This window comes from Nocardia sp. JMUB6875 (assembly GCF_041154655.1).
Classification (GTDB): Bacteria; Actinomycetota; Actinomycetes; order Mycobacteriales; family Mycobacteriaceae; genus Nocardia.
This window is the reverse complement of record NZ_BAAFGR010000154.1, coordinates 1-18827: the sequence shown is the minus strand read 5'-3', so window position 1 is coordinate 18827 and position 18827 is coordinate 1. Positions and strand designations below refer to the sequence as shown.

22 protein-coding genes are annotated in these 18827 nt (G+C 67.1%); 11 read left to right on the top strand and 11 right to left on the bottom strand.

Features of this window, described 5'->3' with window-relative positions; translation table 11 throughout:
* Nucleotides 1–172: 172 nt before the first annotated feature.
* Nucleotides 173–775: a GNAT family N-acetyltransferase gene (locus ACAM49_RS30915; RefSeq protein WP_369639088.1), complete on the top strand. Its 603-nt coding sequence runs from the start codon at nt 173–175 to the stop codon at nt 773–775.
* A gap of 286 nt (nt 776–1061) precedes the next feature.
* Here ACAM49_RS30915 and ACAM49_RS30910 read toward each other — a convergent pair whose 3' ends face one another.
* On the bottom strand, nt 1062–1325 hold the full coding sequence (locus ACAM49_RS30910) for a hypothetical protein (protein ID WP_369639090.1): 264 nt from the start codon (nt 1323–1325) through the stop codon (nt 1062–1064).
* Nucleotides 1326–1483: 158 nt separating this feature from the next.
* Here ACAM49_RS30910 and ACAM49_RS30905 point away from each other — a divergent pair, with 158 nt between their 5' ends.
* A complete protein-coding gene (locus ACAM49_RS30905; RefSeq protein ID WP_369639087.1) occupies nt 1484–1819 on the top strand; it encodes a MerR family transcriptional regulator in 336 nt (111 codons plus the stop codon).
* Between the two features lie 3 nt (nt 1820–1822).
* Here the strand turns inward: ACAM49_RS30905 and ACAM49_RS30900 are convergent, their stop codons facing one another.
* Nucleotides 1823–2389, bottom strand: coding sequence for a DUF664 domain-containing protein (locus ACAM49_RS30900; protein WP_369639086.1), 567 nt, complete (start codon nt 2387–2389; stop codon nt 1823–1825).
* Between the two features lie 67 nt (nt 2390–2456).
* Between ACAM49_RS30900 and ACAM49_RS30895 the strand changes: the two genes are divergently transcribed.
* The 4 genes from ACAM49_RS30895 to ACAM49_RS30880 all read left to right on the top strand — a co-directional run bounded on the left by ACAM49_RS30895 (nt 2457) and on the right by ACAM49_RS30880 (nt 3606).
* A complete protein-coding gene (locus ACAM49_RS30895; protein WP_369639085.1) occupies nt 2457–2666 on the top strand; it encodes a hypothetical protein in 210 nt (69 codons plus the stop codon).
* Nucleotides 2667–2671: 5 nt separating this feature from the next.
* Complete coding sequence (locus tag ACAM49_RS30890) at nt 2672–2902, top strand: hypothetical protein (protein ID WP_369639084.1); 231 nt, start codon at nt 2672–2674, stop codon at nt 2900–2902.
* A gap of 61 nt (nt 2903–2963) precedes the next feature.
* Nucleotides 2964–3266 (top strand): putative quinol monooxygenase, encoded by a 303-nt coding sequence (locus tag ACAM49_RS30885; protein ID WP_369639083.1) that lies wholly within the window; start codon nt 2964–2966, stop codon nt 3264–3266.
* Nucleotides 3267–3351: 85 nt separating this feature from the next.
* Nucleotides 3352–3606: a hypothetical protein gene (locus ACAM49_RS30880; protein WP_369639082.1), complete on the top strand. Its 255-nt coding sequence runs from the start codon at nt 3352–3354 to the stop codon at nt 3604–3606.
* Here ACAM49_RS30880 and ACAM49_RS30875 read toward each other — a convergent pair.
* A complete protein-coding gene (locus ACAM49_RS30875; RefSeq protein WP_369639081.1) occupies nt 3557–6028 on the bottom strand; it encodes a patatin-like protein in 2472 nt (823 codons plus the stop codon). The two genes, ACAM49_RS30880 and ACAM49_RS30875, sit on opposite strands and share 50 nt — an antisense overlap.
* A gap of 85 nt (nt 6029–6113) precedes the next feature.
* A complete protein-coding gene (locus ACAM49_RS30870; RefSeq protein WP_369639080.1) occupies nt 6114–6542 on the bottom strand; it encodes a MarR family winged helix-turn-helix transcriptional regulator in 429 nt (142 codons plus the stop codon).
* A gap of 195 nt (nt 6543–6737) precedes the next feature.
* Between ACAM49_RS30870 and ACAM49_RS30865 the strand changes: the two genes are divergently transcribed.
* Nucleotides 6738–7529: an MBL fold metallo-hydrolase gene (locus ACAM49_RS30865; RefSeq protein WP_369639079.1), complete on the top strand. Its 792-nt coding sequence runs from the start codon at nt 6738–6740 to the stop codon at nt 7527–7529.
* A 42-nt stretch (nt 7530–7571) separates the two neighbouring features.
* Here the strand turns inward: ACAM49_RS30865 and ACAM49_RS30860 are convergent, their stop codons facing one another.
* From ACAM49_RS30860 to ACAM49_RS30845, 4 genes are all read right to left on the bottom strand, one after another.
* Nucleotides 7572–9236, bottom strand: a complete 1665-nt coding sequence (locus ACAM49_RS30860) for a hypothetical protein (RefSeq protein WP_369639078.1) — start codon at nt 9234–9236, stop codon at nt 7572–7574.
* 83 nt (nt 9237–9319) lie between these two features.
* A complete protein-coding gene (locus ACAM49_RS30855) occupies nt 9320–10546 on the bottom strand; it encodes a site-specific integrase (protein WP_369639077.1) in 1227 nt (408 codons plus the stop codon).
* 110 nt (nt 10547–10656) lie between these two features.
* The gene (locus ACAM49_RS30850) at nt 10657–11088 is read right to left on the bottom strand and encodes a nitroreductase family deazaflavin-dependent oxidoreductase (protein WP_369639076.1); all 432 of its coding nucleotides are present in this window, start codon (nt 11086–11088) and stop codon (nt 10657–10659) included.
* A gap of 56 nt (nt 11089–11144) precedes the next feature.
* Complete coding sequence (locus ACAM49_RS30845; RefSeq protein ID WP_369639075.1) at nt 11145–11339, bottom strand: hypothetical protein; 195 nt, start codon at nt 11337–11339, stop codon at nt 11145–11147.
* Between the two features lie 111 nt (nt 11340–11450).
* Between ACAM49_RS30845 and ACAM49_RS30840 the strand changes: the two genes are divergently transcribed.
* The gene (locus tag ACAM49_RS30840; RefSeq protein ID WP_369639074.1) at nt 11451–12317 is read left to right on the top strand and encodes a class II glutamine amidotransferase; all 867 of its coding nucleotides are present in this window, start codon (nt 11451–11453) and stop codon (nt 12315–12317) included.
* Nucleotides 12318–12327: 10 nt separating this feature from the next.
* Here the strand turns inward: ACAM49_RS30840 and ACAM49_RS30835 are convergent, their stop codons facing one another.
* On the bottom strand, nt 12328–13125 hold the full coding sequence (locus tag ACAM49_RS30835) for a HugZ family protein (protein ID WP_369639073.1): 798 nt from the start codon (nt 13123–13125) through the stop codon (nt 12328–12330).
* A 19-nt stretch (nt 13126–13144) separates the two neighbouring features.
* A complete protein-coding gene (gene dinB / locus ACAM49_RS30830) occupies nt 13145–14374 on the bottom strand; it encodes a DNA polymerase IV (RefSeq protein ID WP_369639072.1) in 1230 nt (409 codons plus the stop codon).
* Between the two features lie 174 nt (nt 14375–14548).
* On the opposite strand from dinB, the gene ACAM49_RS30825 reads away from it, so the two are divergent.
* Nucleotides 14549–15568 carry a fused (3R)-hydroxyacyl-ACP dehydratase subunits HadA/HadB gene (locus tag ACAM49_RS30825; RefSeq protein ID WP_369639089.1) on the top strand — a complete coding sequence of 340 codons (1020 nt, stop codon included), beginning with the start codon at nt 14549–14551 and terminating at the stop codon, nt 15566–15568.
* A gap of 52 nt (nt 15569–15620) precedes the next feature.
* Here ACAM49_RS30825 and ACAM49_RS30820 read toward each other — a convergent pair whose 3' ends face one another.
* Nucleotides 15621–16802: an FAD-dependent monooxygenase gene (locus ACAM49_RS30820; RefSeq protein WP_369639071.1), complete on the bottom strand. Its 1182-nt coding sequence runs from the start codon at nt 16800–16802 to the stop codon at nt 15621–15623.
* Nucleotides 16803–16895: 93 nt separating this feature from the next.
* On the opposite strand from ACAM49_RS30820, the gene ACAM49_RS30815 reads away from it, so the two are divergent.
* Both ACAM49_RS30815 and ACAM49_RS30810 read left to right on the top strand, forming a co-directional pair.
* Nucleotides 16896–17642, top strand: coding sequence for a TetR family transcriptional regulator (locus ACAM49_RS30815; RefSeq protein WP_369639070.1), 747 nt, complete (start codon nt 16896–16898; stop codon nt 17640–17642).
* A gap of 109 nt (nt 17643–17751) precedes the next feature.
* A partial coding sequence (locus tag ACAM49_RS30810) for a serine hydrolase domain-containing protein (protein ID WP_369639069.1) occupies nt 17752–18827 on the top strand: 1076 nt, incomplete at its 3' end.

Below are 18827 nucleotides of genomic sequence, written 5' to 3'. Positions count from 1 at the left end.
CCCCTCATGCGCCTCGACGCCCGAGACCGCACCCCCTGCCTGGAATCCCTGATCACCCTCGTCGAGCACCTGATCGACCCCCACTGACCCCTCCGCACCGGCAATCGCGCGTTCTGTAGGCTCGCGAGCGGCGACGGAAAGTCGTGTGGCGCAGAGGTCTTGGGGTGGGGTTGTGACGTTGGTGTTGTCGGGGAAGATCGTTCAGCTGACCGAGCTGTCGCTGGAGGATGTGCCGTTCTTGGCGGCCGCCGCGGTGGAATCGCGCGAGTCCTACACGTTCGCGCACCTGCCCGCCGACGAGGACGGCATGCGGCGTCTGGTCGAGCAGCAGCTCGCCGCCCGCGCCGCCAATCGCCAACTGCCCCTGGTGTTGCGATCGACCGATACGGGTGAAGTCCTCGGCAGCAGCAGTTTTCATCTCGAGCAATGGCCGTGGCACGCCGAGCCCCCGGTCACCCCGGATGCCGTCGAGATCGGATCCACGTGGCTGGCGCACTCGGCCCAGCGCACCGGAGCCAACCGCGAGGCCAAACTGCTCATGCTCGACCACGCATTCACCACGTGGCAGGTGCACCGCGTGCGCTTTCGCACCGACGTGCGAAATGAGCGCTCTCGCCGTGCGATCGAACGGCTCGGGGCGCGATTCGACGGTGTCTTGCGCGGCGACTTCGCCGGAGCCGACGGGACCGTTCGCGACTCGGCGTACTACTCCATCCTCGCGACCGAATGGGCTGCGGTGCGGCCGGTGCTCGCCGGCTCTCTCGTCTCGCGCTGACCGGCGGCCTCGATCAGTGCGTCGACCGCGGCCAGTGAGGACCATCGGTCGGTGCCGGTCATGCCTGGGCAGCGGGGGGAGGTGGCCACGAACGCCGCTTGTTCGGGTGACCACACGACCTGGATGGACGGCAACAAGGTGTGCGCGTGCTTCGGCTCGGCCATCGAAGGTCCACACCTCCTCGATCGATGACGCCAAGGCCTCTCACCCCTGGCCGTGTCGAGATGGAGGCCGTCGTTTCGCGAAAGATGGTGAGCGGCAGTGTAGTTCGCCGCAAGAAAGTGGTTCAGGACTCTATCGCCGGATCCCGGTCCTGCGTGACGGGGGCCGACAGGATGGCGATCAGGTCTGCCGCTTCTCTATAGCGGGCGGTGAGTGCGTCGAAGCGCGGGCCCGCGGACGGGGTGAGGCGCAATTCGAACTCCAATGCGTCGTCGTCGCGCCAGGCGTCCATCGGCATCACCGCGGGCCGCGCCGGGGTGCCGAATACCGCCTGGGTCAACCGATCCAGGTCACGGAAGGGATCGGTGCGCATCAGCATGGCTGCCACCTCCAACTCACTCCATTCTCGATCGCGTTCTCGGCAGATAATCTATGTCATCTGACAGAGATAATTTTTAGCACCCTCGCTAGGCGAGTGCAAGTTCTGGGCCGAGGTAATGTGAACCCACCGCGACCAGGCGGTGACGACGAGAAGGGGAGCACCGGATGCCGGTGAGCGACCAAGGCCACCTGCCGCTGTCGGGACAAGCGGTGTACGCGATCTCGGTGGCGGCCGAGCTGTCCGGTGTCGGGGTGCAGACCCTGCGCCTGTATGAGCAGCACGGCCTGATCACTCCGACCCGCAGCAGCGGAGGCACCCGCCGCTACAGCGGCGACGACCTCGCGCGGCTGGCGCGCATCGTCGCCCTGTCCGGGCAGGGCATCAACCTCATCGGAATCGGTCGCATCCTCGACCTCGAGGACGCCAATACCGCACTCCGCGAATCGAATACGGCACTGACCGCCGAACGCGACAGCCTGCGAACCCGACCCGCGTCATAGCCGTCAGCGGGAGCGGGGCCGCCAGCCGGGTGGGGGGTCTTCGCCGACTCGGCCGTCGACGGATTCGCGCAGGAGGTCGGCGTGGCCGGTGTGGCGACCGTATTCCTCGATGAGGTCGCAGAGCAGGCGGCGGAGGCTGAGGTGGCGGCCGTCGGGCCAGGAGAGGTGGACCAGCTGGTCGAGGCCGCCGTTTGCCAAGGCGGCATTGAGTTTCGACCTGGAACGGTCGATCGTGGTGTCCCACAGGCGGTACAGAGCGGCGGGGGAGTCGGCGGCGGCCGAGGTGAAGTCCCAGTCGGGATCGGCACGCCAGTCGACGGTGTCCCATGGCGCGCTCGGCGGGGAACCGGAGAACTTCGCGGTGAACATTTCGTCCTCGGCGCGAGCGAGATGCTTGAGCAGGCCGCCGAGGGTCAGGGCCGACGCGCCGATTCGGGTGTCGAGACCGACCGCGTCGAGGTCATCGCATTTCCAGCGAAAAGTGGCGCGAAGGCGTTCGAGCGCGCCGATGAGGTGCTCGGCCTCGGTGCCCGCCAGGGGTGGTTCCCACGGCGTCTCGCTGTCGGTCATGCCGCCACGGTAGATCACCGCGCGGCGCCTGCGGGCGAAGATCATCGCGGTGGATTACTGTGGCGGCGTGGGCCTTACCGACTTCAGTCCCGGCGATGTCGTGTACTTCCCGGAGGGGCCGTTCACCGGCGTGTGCGGCGTGGTGCGGTCCGTCGATCGCCGCCGCGAAGAGCTGCGGATCGACTTCACCGAGGGCTCGGTCCACCGCGAGGGCAATGTGCTGCGCGAACGCCGCCACAGCTTCACCGTCGGATTCCACGAAGTCGAATTGGGCTGACATCGGTGGTCCTGGATTGGCAACGGCGGTACGACGAGGTCGATGACCTGGTGAGCGATCTCGACCAGCACGTCGCGCGGCTGCGGCAGGGCGATCTGAGTGGGCTGCGGGAGCTCGGGTTCCTGTTCGCGCCGGCCGGCAGCTTCTGCGAGATCGCGGCCAGCAGCGGATGGCTCGACGAATACGCCGAGTTGGGAAACCGATTCGACCGCCTGCACGCCCGGCTGAAGGACTGATCCGAGCCACGTTGTTGATCTTGGCGCGCGCGGTTGGCCCGCCGGCTCTAGGCTTTCGCGCGTGTCAGACTCTGTACGACTTCTCATCATGATCACGACCCAGCCCGGCCGCGGCCAGGAACAGGTGGCGGCCTTCGAACGGCTCGCGCCGATCGTCCGCGCCGAGCAGGGTTGCCTGCAATACGACCTGCACCGGGTGACCGGAGACGCGGATCGCTTTGTGCTGCTGGAGGAATGGTCCTCCAAGGAAGCCCTCGCCGCCCACGACATCACTCCCCACATGATCGAGGCCGACGCCGCCAGCCCGACCTTCCGCGCGGGTCCCGCCCAGGTCATCGAGCTTGCCGCGGAACCGGTGGCCTGACTATCGCGGTGATCCGCGCCATACGCCGCCCCCGGCTGTCACACCTCCGGCCCGCTCGGTGTCTTGTGTTCGACAGCGAATCCGGTTGCACCAGTTGGTCGCCGGGTCCGGTAATGCCGTCGTCGACTACGCCGACGTACCCGGCGACGGCATCCGGTTGATCGTGGACGAGGCGGCGGAAATCGATGCGGTGCGGCGCAGTGTGGCGCCGCAGGGCGGAGGCAGCGTGGCCTTCGACTACCTCATCTACGCGGTCGGCAGCCGCGGCGTCGCCTCGTCCATTCCGGGCGCTATTGCCAACGCGCGGTCCCGTCCTTGTTCTCGGCTTCGAGTGCGGTGATCTGTTCGTGCAGTGACGCTGTCAGCTCTTGCGGGATTCGCTTCAGGTCGGTCTCGGTCGCGAGTACCGCGGACAGTGCCCGGGGGAGCAGTTCTCGTCCTACGGGGTGCGCCTTCGGGAAGGTTTCATCGATGGTGCGCAGGATCAGTTCGACCGCGTCGAGGCGGCCCCACAGGTAGTCGTTCTCGCGGTCGGGTGCGTGGGCGAAGGCGCCGAAATGGTGCAGGGCAACGCCTTTGAGTTTGCCCTCACCGTCCGGTGGTTTCAGCGTGGTGGCCCGCAGGGGGCTGAACTGGACCAGCGGGATCGGGGTGAACTGCGGCAGTTCCGACAGCGAGATCGTGGGGAACAGCAGTCCGTCCCAGAGCGCGAAGCCCAGGTAGCGGCTGGCCAGCAGGATCCGGTCGCGCTTCGTCCAATTCGGCGTGGTGTCCGCGAACGGCTTCCACAGGCGCTGTCCGGCGTTTTCGAGGGTGTCGCGCAGGTGTGCGCTGTAGGCCTTGAACAGGTCGTTGAACTGTGCCGACGCCTTGTGGGCGAAATCCTCCGGCGCGGTGAACCGCTCACCCTGGAAAGTCCCCTGTTGCAACTGAACCGGGTTCAGGAAGGAGAGCAGACCATGCTCTTTCATCGCCGCGACCGCGGCACGGGGCGCCTTGGCCATCTTCTCCAGTTGCTCCCAGGCCTGGCCCTTGAGGTTGTTGATGTCCTCGCGCGGCGGCCCGCCCTCGACCGTGTAGAGCTGGTTGAGACCGGCCACGATGAACAACAGCCGGCGATGCCGGTAGGGCGTGTCGATGCCCTGCAGCAGATCCGAGAGATCCTTGGAATTCGCCGCGCTCCAATAGGGTTGATTGCGCAGCCAGGACGCGATGGCGCAGCGGATGAACACCGCGGTCCCCGACTCACCGGGCAGGGCGAACTCCTCCACGATCGCGTCGGCGAGGCAGCGGGCGGCGGTATCGGCCTTCAGCCGCTGATAGGTGTTCCAGGTCGAACCCAGCGCCGTCACCGCCTGCGCGTGCATGCGGGCGAAAAGCTCGCGGAAGTCCTCCTCGGAGTGGAAGAAGTCCGGCTCCGGCGTGGCGTCGATCGCCTCGGTCAGACCGTATGAGCCCGAACGCGGCGTGGGCCGCTCCGTACCCCGCATCGAAGTGAGGGCGGCGCTGATGTGGTCGAGCACCTCGACCTCCTGCTGCGTACTGATGGCCCCGACCTCGGCGATCCGCTCGTTCATGTCCCGCAGCCGGATCAGATCCGGGACCAGCGATCGGCTGCCCCTGATACCGGTGAGGATCTTACGGAGCTCCTTGGCCCAATTGGGCTGCGCGACCCCGTCGTTCGTGTCCGCGGGTGGGGCCGTGAGCTCACAGCCGGGATCGGGCTCGAGATACACCAACCGGCGATACACCTGCGTCGCCGCCCGCCGCCGGGCGATCGCGTCGACGACCAGATCGAACGGCGCGTTGTCGAGCACGCCGCCATCGGCGAACCAGGTGCGCTCCGCCTGCAGCCCGAGCTCCGGGTAGCTGTACCGGAATCGGCGGATATCGATCGTGGTACCCGGAGGGCAGTCCGCCTCCGCCGGAAAGGTTTCGGTATTGACCGGTTCGAATGCGCCGGGAAATGCGGAGGTCGCCCGGGCGGCGAAGGACAGCGTGGGCGTCGCGTCCGGCCCGAAGGCCGTCGGATTGTCGCCGTCGTGGAGAAATTGCAGGACCTGCGCATGCTGGCGGTCGCGTTGTCCGACACCGCCATTGCTGGACGCGACGGCGACATCGAACCCTTTGAGATCCGTCGTGGTCACGAACAGCGACAGTTCCCCGCCCGGCGGAATCAGCGTATCGGGTACCGGCGCCGGCGAATTCGCCGACCACCCAACCGGCCCGTTCGCATCCATATCCGCCAGCGCCCGATACAGCAGCCGTGACATCAGACCGCCGTTGAGCACTGCGCGCTCCGACCAGAACGTCACGATCTTGACCGTGGCCGCCAGCGCGATCCGGAATCGCAATGTGCCGCCGATCCGCCAGCGCAGCAGTTCCCGCAGGTCAGCATGCTCGATCCACAGCTGCTTCAACTGCCCCTGATCGGCATTCTGCGCAATCGCCTTGCTCAACACCACACCGTTGATCCCCCCGGCGGAGGTCCCCGCGATGATGTCGATCCCCACCGACAGCGGCCGCCCGTCCCGGTTCAACCGTGAAAGAACTTCGAAGTAAACGCCTTCCGTGTCAACGGCCGTCCCGGTGTCATCGACGAACGGATTAACAACCTTCGAATTATTCGCGAGCATCTCATCGAACGCACGCGACGCCCGCACCAGCTTGTGCAGTTCCTTAGTTATGCCATGCATGTAAATTGCCAGCGAAACGCCGCCATAACAAACAAGCGCAATCCGCAGTTCGGCATTCTGAGCCATCGAGCCCCCCTTACAGAGCCACCAACAGGTGATATCCCACCCTAATCCTCCGCAAGGGCGAACACCTGCGTATCGCACTACTCCTTCATCGGCGAACCACTGCCTGTTCGAGCAATTCGTGAAGGACGCGCTGCTGCTGGGTACTCAGACCGGCCAGGGGTGAATCCTGGATCAGCAGTTCGAGCAGCCGCTCGCGGAGGGCGGTCCCCGCGGCGGTGAGAATCAATTGCTTGGCCCGCCGGTCGGTGGGATGCGCATGCCGCTCGATCAGCCCCTGCTGCTCGAGCTTGTCGACGACGAAGGTGGCATTGGACGGCTCGCAACTCATTCGTGCGGCGAGCTCGCGCATGGTCATCGGCCCGGTCATCTCTCGAAGCGCGGTCGCCTGCGCGGCCGTGAGGCCCAGCCCCACCGCGCGCACCCGCACATGATCGGCGATCTGCTGCGCCAACCCGTTCACCAGCCCACACAGCTCGCGCTCGGCCGCGGCCTGCGGTTCCGGAGTCGTCGTCATGGTCGCCACTGTAGCAACTCCATGAAGTTTGAATAATTAGAGCTTGAATGATTCTAGCTTGAATCTTATGGTGGGGAGCGGCGCACCGCCGGAACGGCCCGATGAGGAACAGGGGAAAGCTTGGCTACCAGCATGATTGGCGAGGACGAACGGCTGCGGCGAGCAGCGGGTATCCACTCGGTTCGGCTCGGCGACATGAGAGTGTCGTACGTGCCGGATGGGGCGGTGCAAGGCAAGCCACTCCGCTGGCTGCCCGACACGACCGATGCGATATGGGCCGAACACCCTCAGTACCTGGATGCTTCGGGCCACCTGGTAGCCAGCATCGGCAGTCTCTTGGTCGAGCACGGCGATCGAAAACTGTTGATCGACGCGGGTTTCGGCCCGCAATCGCTACCTGCCGAGTCGGGCGGCACCAACGGCGCCATCTATGGCGGGGCGCTGCTGGACAGCCTGGAGCAACTCGGTTGTAGGCCCGAGCAGATCGAAGCGGTCGCATTCACCCACCTGCACCCGGACCACGTCGGCTGGGTACTGCCCGCCGCCCACGGCAACGATCGCCCTCCGTTCGTGAACGCCAATTATCTTGTGGCCGAGGCGGAATGGCAGGCGCGCGATACCGCGATCGCCACCGCCCTGGCTGGGCGTGTGCACACCGTGGTCGATGGGCAGGAGATCTTCCCGGGGGTCCGGGTCCGGATCACGGCCGGACACACTCTGGGCCACGCCGAGTTCATCATCACCGCGGGCGGCCAACGGCTGATCGCCTTCGGCGATGCGCTGCACTCACCGATCCAGGTGGATCATCCCGAATGGTCCTGCGTCTACGACCACGACCCCGTTCACTCGGCCGAGCACCGCCGCCACCTGATCGCCGAACTCGAGCGACCGGACACGATCGGTTTCGGCGTCCATTTCGCCGATGTCGTCTTCGGGCGAGTCCGGCGTGATGGCGGCGGGCCGAGCTGGCGGCCATTGGAAGCCTGAACGATCAAGTCCGACCGATGAATCCAATGGCCGCCGCGCCCGCTACTTGGTGGCGAGTGGGGTGGTTCGGGGAACGCCGTTATCGGTGACGGTCAAGCCGATGGTGGTGGCGCCGCCGTCCCAAGCGTCGAAATCGAAGGCGGCATTGCCGCCCGCGGAGACGGCGATGCTCGGCTTGTCGAAGGTGCGGGCGGAGTGATCGTCGATGCGTTCCATGTGGATGCCGATTTCGGACTTGGTGCCGGACTTGGCGGCGTCGATGGTGAAGACATTGCGGTCCAACGGCAAGGTGACGGTCACCGTGCCGTTGGCGGCGACCGCCGCGTGCTGGGCGGTGAAGGTGTAGTCGGCCTGTTCGTAGTTTTCGCCGATCTCGATATCGGGGGCTTGGGCGTCGGTGGAGGAATAGGTGATTCGGTCGCCGTCGACGGACATGTCGATGGTTGATTTCGCGCCCGGGACGAGTTTGATGCCGGTCACCGCGACCTCGAAGGCGTCGCCGAGGATCACGACATCGGTGGGGTCGGCCTTTTTCATGCCGGTGCCATCGACGGTGATCGTGAAATGGATGCCGGAGGGGAGTTCGTAGTCCGGTTCGGTGGCGTAGGTGGAATTGTTGGACTTGTTCTCGAGGAAGCGGGCGCCCGGAATCTCGTTGACGCGCTTGCCGTTCACGAAACCGATGCGGCGGCCCGCGTCATCGCTGATGAGCAGGTGGCCATGGTCCTTCGGATCGCCGTCGAGGTAGACCAGGGTCGGTACGCCGCTCTGCGCGGATCCCTTGCCGCCCTTGGGTTCATCGCCGGTGTAGGGGAAGGCGACGACTCGCTGGGCCGGGTTGGTCGGGTCGAGTTCGAGAGAGGCGGTGGTGGCGTCGCCCTCGTAGGGTTCGCTGGGTTCGGCCGGGTTGGAGGCGGTTTCGTAAGTCCAGGTGTTGGCTTTCCGGTCCACGTCGATATGGCGGGTGATGCCGGGGTAGTTGTTGTCGTAGATCAGGATCGCGGCCTTGTCGGAGCCCTTGTCCTCGATCGCGTACGGGGTGACTTCGTGGCCGCCGGTCATATCGCGCTTGTAGAAGCCGATCGAATACGTCTCCGGCGCACCGGGCTTGAGCACCTCGATGAGCTTGTCGACGATCTGCGACGGGGTGCCCTTGATCTGACCCGCTTTGACCTCCGCGAAGTTCTGTCCGACGAACTGTTTCGCGATGAATTCCTGCAATTTCTGATTGTTGGCGAGCCCGAGTTCGGGCGTACTGGCCGCGCCGAAGGCGGACGGCGTGAGCGCCTGGGAGTGCAGCAGCAGGCTGGCCACCGACATGCCGTAGCAGTGGCCGCCGCCCATGCCCTTGTTCTGCTGCTCCATCCAGGCTTCCGCCTGCGGGATGAGGGCGCAGGCGCCGTCGAGAACATTGGCGCACACCGCGTCACCGAAGAGGGTGCGCATGGTGGCGGGAGTGAGGTTGGCCGGATTCTCGTCATTGCCGTAATTCTGGAAACCGAATCCATTGACGGCGGGCCGGAATCCGGAATCGGCCAGCAGCGCACCGGTCGGCGTGTAGTCCGGCTCGGTGCCGGTCGCGCCCGTACCTTTCGACGATTTCGTGGGGGCGGCGGCCGGGGACCCGGTATCGCCACCGCAGCCGGCCAGCGTCAGCCCGAGAAGCAGTGTGGCGGCGGCCGCGGTCGGCTTTAAAAGAGATCGCATGCCGACAGAATCGTTCAAGCAGCGGAAACGGCGATCAAATGTGCGTCATTTCCGCATCACGGCCCGATCCTTCGCCAGTCGGGTCAAAGGCCGAGTTTGGTTACGGCATTGTCTTCCAAGGGGTTTGCGGTGCGGATGTAGCCGTGGACGGTGCGCGGGTTGGACCAGCGGCCCTGGCGCATGATCTCGCGGTCGCTCGCGCCGCCGAGCGCGGCCTGGGTGGCGAAACCGGCGCGGAGGGAGTGACCGGAGAACAGCGCGGGGTCCAGGCCTGCTCGCGCGGCATAGCGTTTCACGAGTTCGGCCACGGCACGGCCCGACATCGCGGTGGAGGCGATGCCGCCGTGGCGGGAGATCGAGGGAAACAGGGGGATGTCGGGGTCGGTGAGGGTGGTTCCGGTGAAGCCGTGGCAGCGGTGGATGTGGGGATCGGGGGACGCGGTGGTGCTCAGCCAGGTTCGGAGATCGGCGGTATGGATTTCCCGCAGCCGAGTCCAGTCGGCGAACGCGCAGACCGGGCAGGTGTGGGGGCGTTGACCGCGCGGGAGCGCCACACGCTGTTCATTGACGCCGGTGGGGTCGGTCTTGGTGGTCGGGAGTTGGATCAGCAACAGCGGTTCACCGGTGGTGTGGTCGGTGGTCACGGTGACATCGGTAACCCGCAGCGCGGCGATTTCGCTGCGCCGCAACGCACCCGCGAAGCCCACCAGCAACAGCAGCGTGTCACGGCGTCGCGCCGGTTCGGTGGGCCAGCCCGGCGGCGGCAGTTCGGCGAGCAATTGATCGAGGGTGTGCATCAGCACCGGCCGCTTGCGCTTGGGTTGGGTGCGCCGGGTGCGGCGGATACCGCGCAGCGTCAGCCGCACCACGTCCGCGCGGGTGGGGGAGGGTAGGCCATTAGCGGCGTGGACGGCGGCCAGCGCGGCGGCCTTGCGCTCCAAAGTCGCGGCGCTGAACGCCCATTCGCCGTTCTCGCGCCGCGCGTCGGCAGCCGCGGCGAGGTACACCGCCACGTCCAGCGGGTCGGCGGGCAGCGCCTGCCGCGATTCCGCCGCACACCACGCCGCCCACGCGATCCAGTCGGTTCGATACGCGCGCAACGTATTCGCCGACTGCGAGGCCTCCAGATACCGCCGCAGCGACCCGGCCTGCACCTCATCGAACCGATCCCGCACCAGCCGCAATGCCGCCGCGTCGACCAGCACACTGCGCACCCCGCGCCGCAGCTCCCCGCGCACCTCCTCGGGCACCGCGATCACCGCGCCCCGCTCCTCCGGCGACTCCGGACTGACCTGCGTCGGATCTGGCATGCCCCCGACCCTAGATCGAAGCGGTGTTCCCTTTGCGGCAGACCCCGATTCGCGTGTCCGACCAAAATCCTGTCAGGGGCCTTGGCGCCGACGCGCCGGTAATCGGGTATTCACACCGGATCGGACGTGGGCGTCAGCGCGAGGACGGGAATCTCCCGTGCCGATTTCGCTTGGAAATCGGCCAGAAACGGCGACACCACAAGCTGCCGTTCCCAGAAGAGATTCCGTTCGTCCCCGGTCAGTACGGTTGCGGTGACCCGCCAGGATTCGGTGCCGACCTCGACCGTCGCGACGGGATTGGCCAGCAGGTTGTGGTACCAGCCGGGTCGATGCGCGCGGCCGCCATTGGCGGCGAACACCACCACGCGGTCACCGTCACGCTGATAGGCCAGCGGCCAGGTCCGCGCCTCCCCGCTCCGGGCCCCGACGGTGGTGAGCAGCAGCAACGGTGTATCGGCGAACTGTCCGCCGACCCGCCCGCCGCCCTCGCGGAACTGCTGGATGATGTCCTCGTTCAGCCGCTGACGGGCAATGTCGGTCACGCGCGCTTCAACTGCCCTGGCGCGTCGCGTATTCCGCTACGCGGGCGCACCAAGACTCAGTGTTGCAGTCGCCATGCGGCGTCCGGCTTCGGAAGAGGCCAGGTCCAGCCGTATTTGGTGCGCAGATCCAGTAGCTGTCGCCGTCGCCCGCACGACTGCTCGCAATCGCCGTCGCCCTCGATGCAATTGCGGTGGATCCACATCATGGCCTCGACGGTGCCCGAGAGGCGCATGGCGTCGTGCTCAGGCATACGATGATGCTTGAGCACAGACGGCGTGTCCGACATGGCCCAATCATCCCCCACAAGTGCCGGACTGTCGTGCAGTCCGAGTAGCTTCGCCTCTTGCGTGAGGAGATGTTCATGTGCCGACTGTTCGGATTGTCCGCCGCGCCGGAGCGGGTGCGCGCGACATTCTGGTTGCTGGACGCGCCCGACAGCCTCTCCGAGCAAAGTCACCGCGAACCGGACGGCGTCGGGCTGGGTACGTTCACGGCCGAGGGCGCGCCGCTGGTGGAGAAGCAACCGATTGCGGCTTATTCGGACCGCTTGTTCGCCCAGGAGGCGCGCGAGCGTGAATCGGCGACCTTCGTGGCGCACGTGCGGTTCGCCTCCACCGGCGGACTGACCGCACGCAACACCCATCCGTTCGAGCAGCGCGGGCGGTTGTTCGCCCATAACGGGGTGCTGCAGGGGCTCGAGGAACTCGAGGCCGAACTCGGTGAATATCGCCGACTCGTCCTGGGCGACACCGATTCCGAGCGATTCTTCGCGCTCATCACCAAGCGCATCGACCACCACTCCGGCGATGTCACCGCCGGAATCACCGATGCGGTCGGCTGGATTGCGGACCGGCTGCCGGTGTACGCGCTCAATCTGATCCTCACCACCGCCACCGGCCTGTGGGCGCTGCGCTACCCGGACACCCACGAGCTGTTCGTGCTGCGGCGCGCGGCCGGTGGCGCACAAGGGGATCAGCATCTCGATCATCACGGCAGCGGCGGCATCCGCACCCACAGTGGCACCCTGGCCGACTACCCCGCCGTCGTCATCGCCAGCGAGCCCATGGACCGGGATCCGGGATGGCGTGCGCTGGCCCCCGGTGAACTGCTCCACGTCACCGGGCGACTCGAGGTGCGGTCGAGCATCATCCTGGATTCCCCGCCCCGGCACCTGCTCTCGCTCGCACACCTGGACGCCAACGCCGCGGCGTCACAGAGCGCACGCTGACCGCGCCGCGTTACCCCTCGCGGGAGGCCCGCGCCAAATCGACCGTCGCCGCACGCAATTCGGCGATGGCATCGATCGGCGTGAGATAGCCGATGCGTGTCACGGCGATACCGCGCGGCGTGGTGACCCGCAGGTCGAGACCGTAGCGATCGGCGCGCTCGCAGACCGCCGCGGTGGCGTCCGGGTAGCCGCCGCGCGCCCGCGCCATGTCCAGCAGCGCATCGGCGTGATCGTCATTCAGATGGGCGATGGCGCGGGCCGCGGCCGGAATGATCGGATCCGCGGTGGCGGCGGCGTATTCCGCGCCGGTGGCCGAATCCATGCGCCCGTAGCCGCCGACCCAGCGGGCGCGCTGCACGCGCAGCACCCACACGGTGAAATCGCTGAAGTCGATATAGCTCTTGGCGGAGGGCACCGCGGCCAGGTGCGCCTCGCGCGCCGCGACCGCCTCTTCGCCGGTGGGCCGTTCCGCGATGCCCGCCAACGTCAATCGGGTGCCCGCCAGCGGATCCGACGGCAGGTCCGGCGTGACGATCGAGACACTCGCGCGCGGATCGGCGGCCAGATTGCGGCCGTGCTCGGCCAGCCGCGAGACACACAGCACCGGCTGCCCGTCGAGCAGCCCGTAGGTGACGAAGCTGGCCCACGGTCCGCCATCGGTGGCGAGGGTCGCCAGGGTGGCCGTATTCGTCGCCGCCGCAACCGTTCTGGCCTCGTCGGCGGGGGTCGGGCGGGTGGTGATCGCGATCGGTGTCAGCGGTGGGGGAGCCGAGGGCGCGTCACCCGGGTCGCCGTGGTCGAGAGGCATGGGGGACAGGCTACGCCGCTCAATCGGGAAGGATTGGGACGGAAAGCCCCTCACCCCGGCGCAGCAGGGCGGCCCGGGTGACCGTGCCCGCGCCGAAGCGGTCCCGCAGCGCGTCCAGGGTCGAATCCAAGGTCGATTCCGCCCGGGCCTCGAGCGGCAGGGACAGCTGCATGGTGTCGGCATTATCGAGATTCGTCAGCGACAGACCGATCAGCGTGAGACCCCCGCGTTCGTGAATCAGCGGCTGCGCGGTCTCGAGCAGGGTCCGGGCCGCATCGAGGATCACCGCCCCGCGATCGGTCGCCTCGGGCAGGGTGTGCGAGCGGGTGGCGCGCCCGAAATCATCGAAACGCATGCGCAGCACCACCGTTCGGCAGACCCGCCGCGCCGTGCGCAACCGGTGCCCCAGCCGATCGGCCAGACCGTGCAGATACGCCTCGATCTCCGCATCGCTGCGATGACGGCGCCCGAGCGCCCGCTGCGCGCCGATCGAGCGCCGCCGCCGACCGGTGTCGACCCGGCGCGGGTCGCGCGCCCACGACAGCGCGTGCAGATGCCTGCCGACCGCCGGACCGAGCACCGCGGCCAGCGGCCCCTCACCCAGCTCGGCGAGCTGCCCCACCCGGGTGATGCCGCGTTCGTGCAGCTCCCGGGCCGTCACCTCGCCGACACCCCACAGCCGCTCCACCGGCAGCGGGTGCAGGAATTCCAGCTCCCGGTCCGGCGGAACCTCCAGCAGCCCATCGGGTTTGGACACCGCGCTGGCCACCTTGGCGAGGAATTTGGTGCGCGCCACCCCGACCGAGATCGGCAGCCCCACCTCCGCCCGCACCCGGGACCGCAGCCGCTGCGCGATATCCACCGGCGCACCGGCGATCCGCCACAGTCCGGCCACATCGAGGAAGGCCTCGTCGATCGAAATGCCCTCGACCTCCGGGGTGGTGTCCCGGAAGATCTCGAAAACCTGCTTGCTGGCTTGCGAATACGCCGACATCCGCGGCGGCACCACGATAGCGTGCGGACATAGATTCATCGCCTGCCGCAGATTCATGGGCGTCCGAACCCCGAAGGCCTTCGCCTCATAGCTGGCGGCCAGCACGACGCCGCCACCGACGAGCACGGGCCGGCCGCGCAGGCGCGGATTGTCGCGCTGTTCCACCGAGGCATAGAAGGAGTCCAGGTCAGCATGCAGAATGGCCGCCCGCTCGGGGCGGTCGGTGGTACTCACGACGGGACCGGACACGAACATATGTTCGCATACCCATCGGTCTGATGTGTTGCGGTCCCGGAATCGCGATGCCGCGTTCGTCAATTGCGGCATCGACGGGCGGTCGTGTGGGATGGTGAGCTTTCACTCGTGAATCCGGTGCCGCCGGTACCGGTTCGGAGTGTCGAGACGAATCCGGATGAAGGAGAGGCCTTGGTGGAAGCGGCGTTCGATGTGCTCGGTCTCGTGGGTCTTCGCTATCGGACGGACGATTACTACGAGGTCGGGAGGGAGAAGATCCGCGAGTACGCGCGCGCCGTGCAGGATTTCCATCCCGCGCACTGGAGTGAGGACGCGGCCCGCGAATTCGGCTATACCGGCCTGATCGCGCCGACCACCTTCATCTCCACCGCCGCCATGCTGGCCAATCGCAAGCTCCTCGAAACCGTCCTGACCGGCTACGACGTGGTCGTGCAGACCGATCAGGTCTTCGAGATGCACAAGCCGATCCTCACCGGCGACCGCCTGATCAGCGATGTCGAACTGACCACTGTTCGCCAGATCGCGGGCAAGGACCTGCTCACCATCACCAACACGTTCACCGATCAGACCGGCGACATCGTGCTGATCATGCACACCACCGTCATCGGGCTCACCAGCGAAGACGTCGATGCCGACGTCAGCGCCACGATCGAACGCGTCATGATGAGCGGTCTGGACACGACCCGAACCACGGACGCGGCCACCGATCCGGACCCGAATTCGCGGACCGCCGCGCGCTTTTCGCTCATCTCGCGCACTCGAGAGCCTCGCACCGCGCTCCGATTCGAGGACGTGATCGTCGGCGCCGAACTGCCCGCCCGATCGGTCCGCCTGACGCGCGGCGATCTGGTGAACTACGCCGGGGTCTCCGGCGATGTGAATCCCATTCACTGGCACGACGAGGTGGCCACACTGGCCGGGCTGCCGGACGTGATCGCGCACGGCATGCTCACCATGGGCCTCGGCGCGGGGTTCGTCACCGAATGGCTAGGCGACCCGGGCGCCTTGATCCGATACAGCGTCCGGTTGTCGAACTACACGATCATCGAATCCGGTGCCCCCGGCACCGTCGAATTCACGGGTCGGATCAAGTCGATCGATCCCGACACCCGCACCGCGGTGGTCGTCATCGTCGCGAAATCGGCCGGGCGCAAGGTCTTCGGCCTGGCCACCGCCGAAGTCCGTCTGGCCTGACGCCGCGAATCCGGCCCCTTCCCCGGGGCCGGATCCGCGGCATGCCTCCGTCTCAGTGAGGCAGGGGTTCGGTGGCCTTGGGAGACATGATGCGTTCCATCCCGGCCATCGATTCCAGGAGTGGCAGGCGGGTGATGGTGTTTCGCACCGCCATGCCCAGGCGGGACTTCGGCACCATGAGCCGCAGGTTGGGCCCGACCTGTTGCTTGCGTTCGATCAAGGGCCGATGGGTTTGCTCGTAGCGTTGGAAGGCGACGCGGTGATCGCCTGCGGCCGCGGCGAGTTCACCGGCCAGGCGGTAGGCGCCGACCAGGGCGATCTCGGCGCCCGCACCCGAGACCGGGGAGGCGCAGTAGGCGGCGTCGCCGACGAGCGCGATCCGGCCCGTGGACCAGGAATCCATCCGGACCTGGCCGAGGGCGTCGATGTAGGCGTCCGGGTCGGCGATCACGCTGGCCAGCAATTCGGGTACGTGCCAGGCCTTTTCACCGCCGAACTCCTCCGACAGCAGGGCGCGGGCCGCCTGCTGGTCGCGCAGATCGACGTCACGCTGCGGGCTGCGGAAGATGAGGTACGCCTTGGCCTGCGGGTGGTTGCCCGAGCGGTAGACGCCCGACATCCGGCCGGGAGTGTTGTGCACCGTGACCCACCGGTCGGGGCCCAGCGCCGCATCGGCGTTCCCGAAGGCGAAGTAGTGGTCCATGAAGCGCACGTAATCCGCTTCCGGGCCGAAGGCCAGCCGCCGGACCGTGGAGTGCAGGCCGTCGGCGCCGATCACCAGGTCGAAGCGCCGGGCCGGGCTCTTCGCGAAGGTGACGGTGACGCCGTGGTCGTCCTGATCGAGGGCCTGGATGGAGTCGTCGAAGAGGTATTCGACGGTGTCCGCGGTGATCTCGTGCAGGATCCGCACCAGGTCACCGCGCATGATCTCCACTTCGGCGCTCTCGTGCTTGTCCTTGATGCCGTCCATGTCGATCCGGGCGATCTCGCCGCCGTCGGCGCGGACGAACCGCATGCCGGTCACATCGGCGGCGAGGGCCCGTGCCCGGTCCATGATGCCCATCCGCTCGGCGACCTCGATCGCCTGATCGCGAATGTCCACGCCCTGGCCGCCGGTCCGCAGTCCGGGCGCGCGCTCGACGATGGTCGGCTGGAAGCCGTGGCGGGCAAGCCAATACGCCAGCGTCTGCCCCGCGATACCGGCGCCGGATATCAGGATCTTCTGGTTCGACATGACAATCTCCTATCTCAAAAATACTGACCGCCGGTCAGTGATATGACGGTAAGTCACTGACCGACGGTCAGTCAAGAGGTAGGATTTCGTTCCATGACCGACGACTCGCGTGCTCGAATCCTGCGGACCGCGCTCGGCTTGTTCGCCGAGCGCGGGTTTCATGACGTCTCGGTGCGGGAGATCGCCGAGCAGGTGGGATTGACCAAAACCGCTGTGCTCTATCACTTCCCGAGCAAGAGCGATATCGTCGTCGCGCTGGTCGAGCCACTGCTGGTCGAGACCGAGGCGCTGCTGGAATCGATCCGACCCATCGCGGATCCGGACGAGCGGCCCTGGGCGGTAGTGGAAGGACTGCTCGATACATGGCTGCGGCACACCCGATTGCTGCGGATGCACATGCAGGACCAGGCGCTATCGGCCGACGACGGGACTTATGCGCGATTGCGGGACATCGCCCTGTCGGCGCAGGAGTTGATCGCCGGACCGGGGGCTGACCTCGCCGCAAAAGTGCGCGCCGCACAGGTATATGCCGCGCTCAGCGATCCGGTGGTGATCTTCGCGGACCAGCCGGAATCCCAGGTGCGAGCCGCGATTCTCGAGGGCGCGCAACGACTCCTGGGCTCGCGACCCCGGCGTGGCGGGAGGCGTGCGGAAGTCGCACCGGAGACACCCCACCCCCGGCCGTCCCGCGGCCGCCCAGGGGCGATGACCTCGGCGATGGTGGAATCCGCTCGCCGCATGCGCGATACCGGTGACTACACCGTCGACGAGATCGCGTCCGAACTGGGCGTATCCCGCGCGACCCTCTACCGGCATCTCACCATGGCGACCGAACAGTAGTCTCATAATTATGAGACATTTGTGAGACATCTCGGAGTTGGTTGGCGGTGAGGAGTTTGGCTCCTTGCTGGGAGAATCCTGGGAACCAAGATCTCTCTATGCTGGTCGAATGACCGCAGGTATGACAGCGCTGGTGCGGATCGATCCGGACCTCGACGCGGTGACCACCGTCGGACCCGAATCCGATCCCGCCGACGCGGGTCTCACGCGCGGCGATATCGATGCGATCTGGCAGTCGGTGCAGGACTGGTACCGGATGGGCACGACCCCGGCCATCCAGGTGTGCCTGCGTCATCACGGGCACATCGTGCTGAACCGGGCCATCGGGTACGGGTGGGGCAACGCGCCCAAGGATGCACCCGATGCCGAGAAGCGGCTGGTGACGCCCGATTCACCGTTCTGCGGTTTCTCCACGGCCAAAGGTGTTGCCGCGGCATTGATGTTCATGCTGATCGAGCAGGGCGCGTTCGCGCTCGAGGACCGCGTCTGCGAGTACATCCCGGAGTTCTCGAGTCACGGCAAGGACCGCATCACCATCGGTGATGTGTTGTCGCATTCCGCGGGCGTCCCGTTCATCACCGCGCCCCATCGCGGCGCGGACATGGTGCTCGACGAGGAGCTCGCGGTGCGCGGGCTGGCCGATCTGGTCCCCAGCTGGAAGCCCGGGCGGTTCCGGGTCTACCACGCCATGACCGGCGGACTCATCCAGCGCCTGCTGGTCCAGCGCGCCACCGGCAAGGCCATGCGCGACCATCTCCGCGAACAGGTGCTCGAGCCGCTCGGCTTCCGCTGGAACAACTTCGGCGTGCGCCCCGAGGACGTCGACCTGGTGGTGCCCAGCGTCAAGGTCGGCCCCGGCCCGGCCAGGATCTGGCGGCACCTCGCGGGCCGAGCCCTCGGCGGCGGCCTCTCCGGCCCCACCGACGAAGCCGCCGCCCGCGCCTTCCTCACCGCCGAACTCCCCTCCGGCAACCTCGTCACCACCGCCACCGAACTGTCCCGCTTCTACGAAATCCTCACCCGCGGCGGCGAACTCGACGGCGTCCGCATCATGACCCCCGAAACCCTGGCCGCGGCAACCCGGCCCGCCCCCTGGCTCCCCGGCGTAGCGGGCCGAGTCTCCGTAGCGGGTTACGAACTCGGCGCCCGCCGCTCCAAATTCGGCCGCCACACCGAATCCCACTT